We start from the raw sequence: 13,747 nt of genomic DNA, 5'->3' as shown, positions 1-13,747 counted from the left end.
CCATGAAGTTCCGTCCTGCATTCAATCCGTTCTCCCGCCGGGTACGTCGCACGAGGATCGTCATGGCGGTGGCCGGTGCGCTCGCGCTGACGAGCGGTGTGGCCTGGAGCCAACTGGGCTACCAGACCGGCGGCAGTGTCATCGGCGATGACGTCATGTACTCGATCGGCGGCGGAAACGCCGTGTCGATGGGACGTGCGGCTGGCATGCGCTCTCTCGGGGTCGGCGTGGGCTGGAACAGCAACTTGATCTGCGGTGACATGAGCATCCAGACCACGTTGAAGAATCAGCTCAACGGCGTCACCAACGGCTTCCAGCAAATCATGTCATCGGTGATCCAAAGCGCCACCAGCGCGGTGGCGTCGTTGCCGGCACTGATCATTCAGCGGGCCGATCCCGGCCTCTACAACCTGCTCACCAATGGCGTGTTGCAGGCACGGCTCGATTTCGACCGCTCCAAGCTGACGTGCCGTGCCATGGCGGAGAGGATGGCCGAGACGGCGGGCGGGCAGCTCGGCTGGAGCCAGATGGCAGAAGGCTTGGCGCTGCGCGATGCGGTGTCGAGCACGGATGCGGTCTCGGCCGTCGAGCAGGCCGAGACGCGCCGCGGCAATGACGGTGTGCCGTGGGTCGGGGGCAGCAACGCGGGAGGCTCCGGCCAGCCCGCGATCAAGGTCGTCGGCGATGTCACCCGCGCCGGCTACAACCTGGTCAACGGCCGCGGCGTGACCGATACATCGTCCATCGCACCGACCAGTTGCAGCAGTCTCTCGTGCCAGACCTGGACCTCGCCGCAGGCCGCCGTCGAGTGGGCCACGCGCGTACTCGGCGAGAAGGAACAGCGCACTTGCGATGCCTGCACCAAGACCGAGACGACGCCCGGCGTAGGGCTGACGCCGTTGATCCAAGAAGAATACGACGCCAAGCTGCAGGCGCTCCAGGATCTGGTGTCCAAGGCGAAGAACACGACGCCCGAGAACCTGCGCGAGGCTGGCAGTGCATCGCTGCCCATCACCCGCGGCGTGATCGAGGCGCTGCGTGACGAGCCGGACCAGCACCTGCTGTCGCAGCGCCTGGCGTCCGAGGTCGCGCTGTCCTCCGTGCTGGAGAAGGCGCTGTTGCTACAGCGCACGCTGCTCACGGGCAAGAAAGAGCCCAACGTCGCGGCCAACGAGCTTGCGGTGGAGGCCGTGAACAAGGAGAGCGATACGCTCGACCGCGAGATCCAGAACCTCAAAACGGAACTGGAACTGCGCCGCGAGCTGGCCAACAACTCGCCGATGGCCATCATTCAGCGCCATAGCACGCGCGCTTCGGGTTCGCGCGGCATCTACGAGGGCGATCCGGTGCCCGACCGTCTCGACCAACTCCAGAAGGGCAATCCGGGAGGTCGGCCATGAGCGAGGCTCGCATGACTTGGCGTCCACTACGCTGGCTGTTCAGCCGGCACGCGGCGAAAACCCTGCTATGGCTTGTGCTGGTCGTGGCCGCCGCCGTAGGGGCCAACGTCGCGGGCATCTACCTGGTCGGCAGTGTCGCGGCCTGGGAGCGGTGGCTGGCGGCGTCCGCAGGGTATTTCTTCATCTGGCGACTGTGCCTGTACGGCGGTACGGCCTATGGATGGGTCTGGATGCGCCGTCGGCTGCTGGCCCGCGAAGACAGCACGCAGGCGCGACGTCGGCTGATCCGCGCAGAGGTCGCCGGCGTCCTTGCCATTGTGGCGCTCGAAGCCAGCCTGTTGATGCAGGCCGCTTGAGGGGAGATCGAGGCAATGACGCTTTTCACGACCGACTACCTGGAGTACTACCTCACCCTCGTGTCCTGGATCGTCAACAACGGCATCTGGGCCGTGCTGGTGTCCAGCGGGGTGTTTGCGCTGCCCTTTGTGGCGATCGTCATCCAGGAATGGCTCAAGGCCAGAGCGGAGGGCGCCGACGAAGGCAACAAGGGCGTGCTCTCGGCGGCGCGCATCGAGAACCGAGTATTTGTGGCCATCGTGGTCGTGATGTTCGCCGGCATTCCGTTCATCGACGTCGACCTCAGCACTATCCAGTACGACAGCTCGCGCTCGGCGCAGTGCCAGGTCAGCGTGCCGCAGCCCGCGCAAACTGGCTGGTCGCAGTCCTTCAGCACCATCAACAACCAGTCGGCGAAGGTTCCGGTCTGGTGGGCTTTCATGCACGCGCTTTCGCGCGCCGTCACGAGCGCCTCGGTGGCTGCGATCCCGTGCGGCACGGATCTGCGGCAGATGCGGATGGAGATCGATGCCACACGCATCGACGACCCGGTGCTGGCCCAAGAAGTGGCGGATTTCACGCACGATTGCTATGGACCGGCTCGCGCCAAATTGTTCATGGCGCGGCCGGAGCTGGACGAAACGCAGATGAACGATGTGACCTGGATCGGTTCGAGGTTTTTCACGGACACGGGCGGTTACTACGACAGCTACCGCTCTAGCACGGCGCGCGAGGCATGGCCCTATGACGACACCCGCGACGCTGGGCTTGCGCAGGTTGCCAATGGTGGCGGCTACCCGACCTGCAGGCAGTGGTGGTCCGACGGCAGTAACGGACTGCGCGCGCGGCTGCTGGGGCAAGTGGACCCAAGCCTGCTGAATCGCCTGGCGGGCTGGGCTGGATTCCTGAGCCGGGCCGAGGTGGACGACTCCGTGATCCGCGCCATCGCGTCACCGCGGCAGCAGAAATTGAACCAAGGCAGCGTCTATACGGACTACGGCGGTCAGATCGACAAGACATTGCCCAATGTCGTCAACCGTGCCACCAGCGATGTTGGCTTGGCGGTTGGGGCTCTCGCCGCCTTCCCGGCAATGGACGTAGTGCGCCAAGCACTGCCCATGGTGCTCGCGCTGCTCAAGATGGCGCTCGTGATCTGCATTCCGCTAGTGCTGGTCGTGGGCACCTATGACCTGAAGATGGTCGTCACCGTCAGCACCGTCCAGTTCGCGCTGTTCTTCACGGACTTCTGGTTTCAGCTCGCACGCTGGATCGACAGCACCATCCTCGATGCGCTCTACGGGTGGGGCTTTGGCTGGAACCGGCCGCATACCAACTTCGACCCGCTGGTGGGGCTGAACAATGCCTTCGGCGACATGCTTTTGATGTTCGTCACCGGCACGATGTTCTTGGTCCTGCCGACTTTCTGGGTGGCAGCGCTTGGGTGGGTCGGAGTAAAAGCCGGGGTAATCGCTCAGAACCTGGCTGTCGGTTCCAAGGAAGCACGCGACAGCGCGGGATCAGGCGTAAACAAGGTTACCGGCAAGGTGCTTTGATCGGTCGCCCATTTCAGTCGTTGAACGGATCGTTCGGGTCGTGCGGGTCGATCCGCTGACCGCTGGACGAATACAGGCCAAAGCCTGCCTCGCCGTTTCGCAGTTCGTCCGGTTGCGTCCAGCGATCATCATTGACCGTCGAATTGCTGGCCGTCCATGCTGCGGCAACCCCAACCAGAAGCACCAACGCCAGCCAGAACGCGGCGTAGAACAGCAATCCCAGCGCGACCAGCTTCACTACCCATACGAGCACGGTGGCCCCGGCAAGCGGCATCCCCTTGGAGGCGAGCCAACACGACAACCTTCGCTCGCCGCGCGCATAGGCGCGCCATCCACGGCCAACGCTGCGGCCGAGGCGTTCTGCGGTGCTGATGCGGGTTGTCGTGTTCATGGTCGTCTCCTGCTACATGAGGAATGCCTATTCCAGTTTGCTCCAATCCTGCTTGCTTGCCTGCACCAATACGTTCCAATCGTCTGGTGGATTTCCACGTCCGAGCATTTTCTCGAACACGGCATAGGGATCTGACTTGCTCCCCGAAGACCGCAAGGTCTGCTCATCATTGACCCAGGCGTACACGATGACCTTGGCCTTCGAGTCGTACCGGAAGAACAACCGGAACCGCCTTCCGATCTTGGCCCTTCGCCAGTGCCGGTGGGCCAGCCCCAGGGTGTTGCCCTGGCGGTACTCGTCGCGTGCCGGATCACCGGGCACCACATCTAATATCAACTGGTTCAAGGCCCGGAAGAGCTTGACGTTGGCGTTGGACTCGAAGCCCTCCGGGTCGTTCTCCTGCGCGCGCCGTGCGGCTGCGTGCAGCTTCTGCAACTGCTCGATCACACAGTCGTGGAACAGCAATGCCCAGCCATGCCGTTGCATCAGAGTTCCACTTCGCCGTCGATTTCCTCGTCCAGCTTCACGCCGTGACCCGCTTGCTCCAGCATGGCGCGAGTTAGATCCTCGGGCAGACCATGGACGTTCCGGCCCGCCTCGATGTCGCGGGCCAGCAGACTCAGGAACGCACCGATGGCGGGGTCCTCGTGCTCGGCGTCGGCACGGGTCACGACGACTTCTCCGTCACGCAGGTCGAACGCAACCTTGCCGCCGGCATCGACACCGAGCGCCTGCCGGATGGGCTTGGGCAGCGTGATCTGGCCTTTGGAGGTCAGCGTGGCAACTTCATGAATGGCAGGCATGGCCGTTCTCCTAATAGCGATGCCCTGATGGTAAGGAATATTCCTTACCATGTCAATATGGGGTCTCATGGCGTCCTCCCGAGTCCAAGAATCGGCCCATCGTAGGGCGGGAACACCAAGCCTTCACGCATCAATCCGGCCCGCCGAACCTCGCATTGGCCGTGGACGGTCAATGCCCCACGCCCTATACCCAAATGGTTAAAGGCTAAAGGGCCGAAAGGGCAAGGGAATGGGGTGCAAGGGGAAAGGCCCTACCTCGAAAAGGCGAAAAGGCCCCCCGCTCGGCCCACCACCAGGACACCCGCATGCTCTTTCTGTTCCAGCGGAAACGACCTCCGGTCGCTGCCGCTCCGTCGCCAGCGCCCGCCCTCGATCTCCCGAAAGGGCTGCTGCGGCCCGAGTCGGCCGCATCGCTGCTGGCCACGCCGCGCCGGCAGAAGCTGCTGGAATACATCTGGCAGCGCACCTCCCTCTCGCGCAAGCAGTTCGTCACCCTGTACCGCACGCCGCTGGAACGATATGCCGAGCTGGTCCAGCAATTTCCCGCTTCCGAAAGCCACCATCACGCTTACCCGGGCGGCATGCTCGACCACGGCCTGGAAATCGTCGCCTACAGCCTGAAGCTGCGCCAGTCCCATCTGCTGCCCATCGGTGCCAGCCCCGAGGACCAGGCGGCGCAGTCCGAGGCCTGGACCGCCGCCGTCGCCTACGCGGCACTACTGCACGACATCGGCAAGATCGCTGTCGATCTGCACGTCGAACTCGCCGACGGCAACACCTGGCATCCCTGGCACGGGCCGCTGCTCCAGCCGTACCGCTTCCGCTATCGTGAGGATCGTGAATACCGCTTGCATAGTGCTGCAACAGGTCTGCTCTACCGCCAACTGCTCGATCGGCACGTCTTGGACTGGCTCAGTGGCTACCCGGCGCTATGGGCCCCGCTGCTCTACGTCTTGGCCGGACAGTACGAGCATGCCGGGGTCCTGGGCGAGCTTGTCGTGCAGGCTGATCGCGCTTCTGTGGCTCAGGAGCTGGGTGGTGATCCGGCCCGCGTCATGGCAGCACCCAAGCACGCACTGCAACGCAAGCTGCTCGACGGGCTGCGTTATCTGCTCAAGGAAGAGTTGAAGCTGAACCAGCCGGAAGCCTCCGATGGCTGGCTCACCGAGGATGGTTTGTGGCTGGTGAGCAAGACGGTTTCGGACAAACTGCGCGCACACCTCCTGTCTCAGGGGATCGATGGCATTCCTGCGAACAACACCGCCGTGTTCAACGTGCTGCAAGACCACGGCATGCTCCAGCCCACCTCGGACGGCAAAGCGGTCTGGCGCGCGACCGTGACCAGCACGACCGGCTGGTCCCATTCGTTCACCCTGTTGCGTCTCGCTCCCGCGCTGATCTGGGAGTCTGGCGAGCGACCAGCACCTTTCGCGGGCACGGTAGAGATCGACGCGACGCCCGCGGAAAACGACGCCTGCATGTCGGCTCCCGCGCCTACCGTCTCGGTGAACCCAGCGCAGGGAGGTCAAGAGCCTCCGATTTGGGAGGGCGACAGCACCACCATCGTTTCACCGCCCGCAGCCCAGCCCGTGCCCGACGTCATGGAGGATTTGCTCGCGATGGTGGGCTTGGGTGAGTCGGCCGGCGTTGGCCAGGATGCCGAGGAGTTCCTCCACACCCCCGCGCCAGCAACAGCCGCGACGTCCATTCCATCGCCTGCACCTGCACCCGCGCCTACGCCTGGGTCATCGGCAACGAAGCCATCCGGGGAACAGTTCATGGTTTGGCTGAAGCAGGGAATCGCCTCACGACGGCTCATCATCAACGACGCGAAGGCACTCGTGCATACGGTGAATGAGACGGCCTACCTGGTCAGCCCGGGTGTGTTCCAACGCTATGCGCAGGAGCATCCCGAAGTGGCCGCACTCGCCAAGCAGGAGAATCAACAGGATTGGCAGTGGGTGCAGAAGCGCTTCGAGAAGCTGCAGCTACATCGAAAGCAGCCCAATGGCCTGAACATTTGGACCTGTGAAGTCACGGGCCCGAGGAAGTCCCGCCGACTGCATGGCTACCTCCTCGAAGATGGGTCCTTGGCACTCGCCGAAATACCGCCCAACAATCCCTATCTTGCTCTGACTCAGGAAGGATGACGCGATTCGGGCATTGATCGCCACCGTCGTGTGGCGACGATCAATGCCCCGCGAAAATTGGCAACATTTGGCGAACTGAGCTACTCGGCCCGCGCCAACTCCTGTGCAAGGAACGGAGCGGTTCTGCTGCCAGACGTTCGGGCCACCTGCTGAGGGGAGCCCGCCACCACGATGCTGCCGCCGGCAGCGCCTGCACCAGGCCCCACGTCGATCACCCAATCGGCCTGGGCCACCGCGCGCATATCGTGTTCGATCATCACTACGGTATTGCCGGCATCGACCAGGCGCTGCAACTGCACCAGCAGCCGGTCGGCGTCCGACGCATGCAGCCCGGTAGTCGGCTCGTCGAGCACGTACAGGCTTCGGCCGCGCTGGCTGCGCTGAAGCTCGGTCGCCAGCTTGATGCGCTGCGCCTCGCCACCGGAAAGCTCAGTGGCTGGTTGTCCCAGGCGCAGATAGCCCAGTCCGATGTCGCGCAGCAGTTGCAGGGGCCTTGCCACCGCGTCTTCACCCGCGAAGAATTCGCTGGCCTCGTCCACGGTCATCTGCAGCACCTCGGCGATGTTGCGCCCGTTCCACTGCACCTTCAGCGTGGCCTCGTTGTAGCGCGCGCCATGGCAGGTCGGGCACGGCGCGTACACGCTGGGCATGAACAGCAGTTCCACGCTAACGAAACCCTCGCCCTCGCAAGTCTCGCAGCGCCCCTTGGCGACGTTGAACGAGAACCGTCCGGCATCATAGCGGCGGCGTCGAGCATCGGGCGTGGCAGCGAACAGCTTGCGCACATGGTCGAACAGGCCCGTGTAGGTGGCCAGGTTCGACCGCGGCGTGCGCCCGATCGGTTTCTGGTCCACCTGCACCAGACGCTGTACGGCGTCCACGTCGCCCGCCAGATGGCCGCCGGTCGCTTCGATCACTGCCGGCCCTTCGCTGGTGGCGCTTTCGGCTACATCGTCTTCCGGCTCGTGGCCCAGGTGCAGCAGCACCAGCTCCGGCAGGGCCTGCGCGACGAGGCTGGACTTGCCCGAGCCGGAGATGCCGGTGACGGCCGTCAGCACGCCCAGCGGAATGCGCGCATTCACGCCATGCAGGTTGTGGCGGTGAATGTCCTGCAGCTCCAGCCAGCCGGTCGCTTCGCGTGCCCGGCTTCCCGGCGCGGGGATCTCATCGAACAGGTAGCGTGCAGTACGCGATTCGGCAATCTTGCGCAGGCCATCCGGCTCGCCGCTGTAGAGCACGCGGCCGCCACGCTCCCCAGCATCCGGCCCGACATCCACCAGCCATTGCGCGCGGCGCATCAGGTCCAAGTCGTGCTCCACCACGAACACCGAGTTGCCGGCGTCGCGCAGCCGGTCGAGCGCGTCGTACAGGGCCTGGCTATCGGAGGGGTGCAGGCCCGCGGAGGGCTCGTCGAGCACGTACACGACACCGAACAGCAGGGAACTCAATTGCGTGGCCAGCCGCAGGCGCTGCAACTCGCCGGCCGAAAGCGTCGGCGTGGCCCGGTCCAGCGTCAGGTAGCCCAGGCCCAGCCCACGCAGTTGGCGCAGGCGTGCCATCACGCCACCGGCCAGGCGCTGCGCGGCGAGGCGCTTTTCTTCCGATAGCGCCGAGGTGCGGCGCACGTCGGGCGATACCGCATGGACGGCGCGGCCGGAGGCCGCGCGTTCGGCACGGTCGCGTCGGGTCGCTTCCTTGTCCGTAGCCGCCCCCGCTGCATGGGCGCGGAAATCGCCCTGGGCGATGGGTTCGAGCAAGGCCGCCAACTGGTCCAGCGGCATCTGCATGAACGCGCCGATGTCCACGCCGGCGAAGGTGACCGACAGCGCCTCGGGCTTGAGCCGCTTGCCGTGGCAGGTGGGGCACGGTTTGCCCTCCATGAACCGGGACACGCGCTTTCTCATCAACGCGCTCTGGGTGTTGGCAAAGGTGTGCAGCACGTAGCGCCTGGCGCCGGTGAAGGTGCCCATGTAGCTCGGCTCCATCTTGCGCTTGAGCGCGGCGCGGGTTTCGGCGGGCGTGAAGCCGGCGTACACCGGCACCGTCGGTGTTTCCTCGGTGAACAGAATCCAGTCGCGATCCTTCTTCGGCAGGTCCTTCCACGGTCGGTCAACGTCGTAGCCCATGCTGACCAGGATGTCGCGCAGGTTCTGGCCTTGCCAGGCGGGGGGCCAGGAGGCGATCGCCCGCTCGCGGATGCTCAGGGAGGGATCGGGCACCATGATGGCCTCGGTCACCTCGTACACATGGCCCAGGCCGTAGCAGGTCGGGCACGCTCCCTGCGGCGTGTTGGGCGAAAAATCCTCGGCGTACAGCATCGGCTGGTTGGCCGGATAGGCGCCGGCGCGCGAATACATCATCCGCACCAGGCTGGACAAGGTGGTCACACTGCCCACGGAGGAACGCGCGTTGCTGGAGCCCCGCTGCTGCTGCAGCGCCACCGCCGGCGGCAGGCCGTCGATCGCATCGACGTCCGGCACGCCGGCCTGCTCGATCAGTCGCCGCGCATAGGGGGCCACCGACTCGAAGTAGCGTCGCTGGGCCTCGGCATAGATGGTGCCGAAGGCCAGCGAGGACTTGCCGGAGCCGGAGACACCCGAGAACACCACCAGCGCGTTACGCGGGATGGAGACGTCCACCTCCTTGAGGTTGTTCTCGCGCGCACCGCGCACTTCCACCATGCCGCTGGCCGCAGCGGTACAAGAGGATTCACCGAAAGAATTGTTTGGCAAGTTTTTATCCTGTAGTTCGTCCCGCTCAGGACGGGACTTCCTGAGTTCGGGTGCCGCGGCGGCTGGCTTCGAGCACTGCGGTGACAGTGCGGGCGTCGTAGCTGCCGCGCAGACGACGACCCTCGACGAAGAACGTCGGCGTGGCGTGCGCACCGCTGGCGACCGCACTGGCGAGGTCGCGCTCGACACGCTCGATCACCGCAGGGCTGTCGAGATCCGCGATGAACCGTTCGACGTCGAGCCCAAGCTCGGCGGCGTAGCCGATCAGATGCTCGCGCTCCAGCGCATGCTGACGGGTGAACACGAAGTCCAGCCACGGCCAGAACATCCCCTGGTTCGCCGCTGCCTCGGACGCCCGCGCGGCAATCGGCCCGTGCGGGTGGTGCGGCAGATGGCGCACCACATACCGCAGGTCGTCACCGAAGTGGGCGCGAAGATCGTCCCACGAACCGGTGGCGTGCGCACAGTACGCGCACTCGAAGTCCACGTACTCGACGAGTGTGAGCTGGGCGTCCTCCGGCCCGCGGATGTGATCGATCTCCGGATCGACCGGCGGCTCAAGCACCATCGGCAGGTCAGCGGTCTTCTCACCCCACCGCTGGGCGGCGACCTTGAAGATCAGCCACCCGAGCAACGTGGCGAACACCATCGACACGAGCACGCCGACCGTCGCCTGGCGGCCCAGGTCGGAGGTCGTGCCGAACGCGAGCCCGATGATCAGCAGCGACACGGTGAAGCCGATCCCGGACAGCGCCGCCCCACCGAACACGCTCCCCACCCCGACGCCCTCGGGCAGCCGGCCCAGGCCGAGACGGACGGCGACGAGCGTGGTGAGCCCGATGCCCAAGAGCTTGCCGAGCACGAGCCCTGCGATGACGCCCCACGTGACTGGCGAGCCAAAGGCCTCGGCGAGCAGCCCGCCACGCACGTCCACCCCGGCGTTCGCCAAGGCGAAGATCGGCACGATCAGCAGCGCCGTCGGCAGCCGCAGGAACTCGTGCAATCGCTCGTTCACCGAGATACCCCGGGACAGCCCGCAGTCCACCGCGCGGGCCGATGCGGCACTCGGCGACTGCCAGAAGTCGCGGAACAGTTGTCTTGCCGCAACGACCCCGTGACGTTGCGTCGCATAGGCGGGGATCAGCAGCCCCGCGGCCATCCCGGCGAGAGAGGCATGGATGCCGGAATACACGGTTGCGAGCCACAGCACGATCACGATCAGCACATACGGCATTGCCCGCCACTGGCGGGTGCGCCCTAGCCACCACAGCGCAACGAGACTGGCGAGGGCGATCAACAACGGGACGACCCGGATCTCCTCGCTATAGACGATGCCGATGATGGACACGGCGAGGAAGTCATCGACCACGGTCAGGGTGAGCAGGAACACACGCAATTGACCGGACAGCCGCGGACCGACGATCGCCAGGGTGCCCAGCATGAACGCCGTATCGGTGCCGACCACCGCACCCCACCCGTGCAGGCCCTGACCTCCGGCCAGCCCCACGAGCAGGACGTACACCAGAGCGGGAAGCACAACACCCGCGACCCCCGCGATCAGGGCGAGACCGGCACGGCTGCGATCCCGGAGCGATCCGTGGGCGAACTCCTGACGCACCTCCAGGCCGATCAGGAAGAAGAAGACGACCATCAGGCCGTCGTTGACCCAGTAATGCAGGTCCATGTGCAGGCCCAGCGGCCCGAAGTCAAACCCGACGTCCAGGTGCCACAACTCGAAATAGGCATCGGATAGCGGCGAGTTCGCCCACGCCAGCGCCACGACCGTGACGATCACCAGCAGCACCGCAGCACCAGACTCCGTGCGCAGATAGCGGGCAACGCGTCCCAGGCTGACATTCGCCGAGGATGCACCGAAAGAAGTGGCTGACATGTTCTTATCCTGTTCCTGTAGTTCGTGAAGTCGCGATGAGCCGGTTTCGGAGGCGACCGGTCAGGCGTCCGCCTCTGGCAGCGTCCCATCATCCAGCGAGCGCAGCCAAGTAAGCCATTCTCCCAGCCTGCGCTCAACACCTCTGTCCGTTGGCTGATACCAGCCCGGCCGCGCCACGCCCTCGGGAAAGTAGCTTTGCCCAGCGGCGTAGCCGTTGGGCTCGTCAGGAGCGTAGCGGTAGCCTTCGTGATACCCCATCTGCTGCATCAGCTTCGTCGGCGCATTGCGAAGATGGAGAGGCACAGGCAGGGAGCCGCTGTTCTTGACGAAGGTCTTCGCCTTGTTCCAGGCGGCATAGGCAGCGTTCGACTTGGGGGCGGCAGCAAGGTAGGTCGCCGCGTGGGCAATCGGTATTTCGCCTTCGGGGGAACCCAGCCTCTCATAAGCCAGCGCGGCATTGAGCGCCAGTTGCAGCGCCTGCGGGTCGGCATTGCCGATGTCTTCGCTGGCCACTACCACCATGCGGCGGGTCACCTGGCTGACGTCGCCGCTACCGTCAAGGATGCGGGCCAGCCAATACAGGGCCGCATCAGGGTCGGAGCCCCGTAGCGACTTGTGGAAGGCTGAGAGCTGCCAGTAGAACTCGTCACCGCCCTTGTCGAACCTGCGCAGCGATGGACTGGTGGACAGCTTGGCGGACTGGCCATCGACCACGGTCTTGCCAGCGCCCGACGCCGCATTCGTCACCTGCTCAAGCAGATTGAGGAAGCGCCTGCCATCGCCATCGGCAAAGCCCTTGAGCAGATCCAGCGCGTCCGCGTCCAACGTGACGCCCTGGAGATGCGGCAGTGCGCGTTCGTAGAGTTGGTTCAGTTCGTCGCTGGACAGCGGTTCGAGGGTATAGACCTGCGCGCGCGAGAGCAGTGCGGAATTGACCGCCAACCCCGGATGCTCGGTCGTCCCCCCCACCAGGGTCAGGAGCCCCGACTCGACATGGGGCAGCAGGGCATCCTGCTGCGCCTTGTTGAAGCGGTCACTAAAGCACTGGACTTTGTTATGAAATAACGACTTACGACGATTTTTAACAGACTTTTCGGCACAAATTTCTTGAACGCGGCACAAATTTGGCACAAACTTTTTTCTTTGTGCCGATCTGGCTTTCAGCAGTCGGCGGCCGCACACTTTTGCAGCCACATCACACGTAGGGGTTAGCATGTCCGTCTATACCGTTGAGTATTCCCGCAAGAACCCAGAGACCAAGCGGAACATCACAGTAGTCAAATACCGTGCCCAGGTAAAGCACAACGGCAAGGCTCATACCAAGCTGTTTGATACCGAGCGAGAAGCCAAGGATTGGGAAGCTCAGAAGGAAAAAGAGCTATCGGGCATGGCCACGGTAGAGAACCTGATCGCCGAAGCGAACAAGATCACCATGAGAATGCTCTTGGCAGAGCACTTCAAGCAACACCTGTCCAAACAAAGCCCCAACTCCTACAAGACCAATCAAAATCGCAGTCTAAGGGCCATTCCTGAGTTCAAGATTCCCTACGAGCTGATTCACAAGCGGATCAACAAGTACAAGTACAGCAAGACGATTGTTCAGGCAATTATCGAGCAAACCCGAAATGATTCCTTTGACTACATGAAGGACGGAATTCCGTTTGGCGATTTTTTCGTTGAGACAGTAGATATGCAGCTCATCATTGCCTATATCAAGGCAAGAAAGGTGAAGGCAAACACCCTACTTCGTGAGCTTTCTACAATTTCGGGGGCTTTCACCCACGCCTATAAATACTTCACTGAATTTGAAGATGGCCTTGAAAACCCCGTCAAGAAACTTCCCAGAAACGAGAAGCCCAAGCCAGACAACAGTAGAAGAACCATCATCAATGAAGAACAAACATTGAAGATTGCAGAATACCTACAAATGAAGGCCAACCAAGAGCCCTACTATTGCTTCATCCAGTGCATCTACTCAGGCTGCCGCCGTGTTGAGTGTCTTTCAATGGAATGGGAAAACATTGACTGGAAAAATCAGACCGTCTTGATCCCGAAGACAAAAAACGGAAAGCCCCGTGACATCCCCATTGAGCCATCTTTCCTTGAATACCTAAACGACCGAAGGAAAGAAAAAGGCAAAGTCTTCAAGCTTACCTACTTCAACATGCGCGCTTATTGGGTTGAAGCAACAAAACAACTTGGCTACTACGATAATGAAAGAGAACGGCTTTACTTCCATGACACGAGAAGGACCGCCATCACGAACAATCTGCGTCAAGCCGAAGGCAACAACTTCAAGCTTGCCAAGGTCTTCGGGTTGAAGACGACCGAGATTGAAAAACAGAAAGTTGCCATTGACCAAGACCTGTCAGGCATCATCCGCAAGCTACAAAACGGCGAGAAGCTGACACCCAAGGAAATCAGCTTGCTGGCTGGTCACAGCAGCACCAATGTGACCAATGACACCTACAATGCCGACCGCTAAAAATAG

Annotated in this window: 11 protein-coding genes; 5 read left to right on the top strand and 6 right to left on the bottom strand. The window is 63.2% G+C overall.

From position 1 onward, the window contains the following. Nucleotides 1-62: 62 nt before the first annotated feature. The 3 genes from RN01_RS25600 to RN01_RS25590 are packed head-to-tail and all read left to right on the top strand — an operon-like array spanning nucleotide 63 to nucleotide 3,289. Entirely contained in the window at nucleotides 63-1,400 is a 1,338-nt protein-coding gene (locus RN01_RS25600) for an integrating conjugative element protein (protein WP_009876614.1), read from the top strand. Next, nucleotides 1,397-1,756, top strand: coding sequence for a hypothetical protein (locus RN01_RS25595; protein ID WP_009876615.1), 360 nt, complete (start codon nucleotides 1,397-1,399; stop codon nucleotides 1,754-1,756). Before RN01_RS25600 ends, RN01_RS25595 begins: the two co-directional genes overlap by 4 nt. Nucleotides 1,757-1,771: 15 nt before the next feature. Continuing rightward, nucleotides 1,772-3,289: a conjugal transfer protein TraG N-terminal domain-containing protein gene (locus tag RN01_RS25590; RefSeq protein WP_009876616.1), complete on the top strand. Its 1,518-nt coding sequence runs from the start codon at nucleotides 1,772-1,774 to the stop codon at nucleotides 3,287-3,289. Between the two features lie 13 nt (nucleotides 3,290-3,302). On the opposite strand, the gene RN01_RS25585 is transcribed toward RN01_RS25590, so the two are convergent. From RN01_RS25585 to RN01_RS25575, 3 genes are read right to left on the bottom strand one after another with little or no spacing between them, the layout of a single operon-like run. Then, entirely contained in the window at nucleotides 3,303-3,680 is a 378-nt protein-coding gene (locus tag RN01_RS25585) for a DUF3742 family protein (protein WP_011871459.1), read from the bottom strand. Nucleotides 3,681-3,707: 27 nt separating this feature from the next. After that, a complete protein-coding gene (locus RN01_RS25580) occupies nucleotides 3,708-4,166 on the bottom strand; it encodes a type II toxin-antitoxin system YhaV family toxin (protein ID WP_009876618.1) in 459 nt (152 codons plus the stop codon). Then, complete coding sequence (locus RN01_RS25575) at nucleotides 4,166-4,483, bottom strand: type II toxin-antitoxin system PrlF family antitoxin (protein WP_009876619.1); 318 nt, start codon at nucleotides 4,481-4,483, stop codon at nucleotides 4,166-4,168. The genes RN01_RS25580 and RN01_RS25575 overlap by 1 nt, the downstream gene beginning before the upstream one ends. 305 nt (nucleotides 4,484-4,788) lie before the next feature. On the opposite strand from RN01_RS25575, the gene mobH reads away from it, so the two are divergent. Continuing rightward, nucleotides 4,789-6,633 carry a MobH family relaxase gene (mobH, locus tag RN01_RS25570; RefSeq protein ID WP_009876620.1) on the top strand — a complete coding sequence of 615 codons (1,845 nt, stop codon included), beginning with the start codon at nucleotides 4,789-4,791 and terminating at the stop codon, nucleotides 6,631-6,633. An 80-nt stretch (nucleotides 6,634-6,713) separates the two neighbouring features. On the opposite strand, the gene RN01_RS25565 is transcribed toward mobH, so the two are convergent. Genes RN01_RS25565 through RN01_RS25555 form a run of 3 tightly spaced genes read right to left on the bottom strand, consistent with a single transcriptional unit; the run spans nucleotide 6,714 to nucleotide 12,471 of the window. Continuing rightward, the gene (locus tag RN01_RS25565; protein ID WP_020924950.1) at nucleotides 6,714-9,365 is read right to left on the bottom strand and encodes an excinuclease ABC subunit UvrA; all 2,652 of its coding nucleotides are present in this window, start codon (nucleotides 9,363-9,365) and stop codon (nucleotides 6,714-6,716) included. A gap of 25 nt (nucleotides 9,366-9,390) precedes the next feature. Continuing rightward, the gene (nhaA, locus tag RN01_RS25560; protein ID WP_024569563.1) at nucleotides 9,391-11,256 is read right to left on the bottom strand and encodes a Na+/H+ antiporter NhaA; all 1,866 of its coding nucleotides are present in this window, start codon (nucleotides 11,254-11,256) and stop codon (nucleotides 9,391-9,393) included. A 60-nt stretch (nucleotides 11,257-11,316) separates the two neighbouring features. Next, entirely contained in the window at nucleotides 11,317-12,471 is a 1,155-nt protein-coding gene (locus RN01_RS25555; RefSeq protein WP_231582315.1) for a recombination factor protein RarA, read from the bottom strand. Between RN01_RS25555 and RN01_RS25550 the strand changes: the two genes are divergently transcribed. After that, the gene (locus tag RN01_RS25550; RefSeq protein WP_024569565.1) at nucleotides 12,470-13,741 is read left to right on the top strand and encodes a site-specific integrase; all 1,272 of its coding nucleotides are present in this window, start codon (nucleotides 12,470-12,472) and stop codon (nucleotides 13,739-13,741) included. The genes RN01_RS25555 and RN01_RS25550 overlap by 2 nt on opposite strands. Nucleotides 13,742-13,747 lie beyond the last annotated feature (6 nt).

Source organism: Cupriavidus sp. SHE, assembly GCF_000812445.1.
Classification (GTDB): domain Bacteria; phylum Pseudomonadota; class Gammaproteobacteria; order Burkholderiales; family Burkholderiaceae; genus Cupriavidus; species Cupriavidus metallidurans.
The sequence above is the reverse complement of the archived record's forward strand: the minus strand, read 5'-3'. Positions and strand labels throughout refer to the sequence as shown.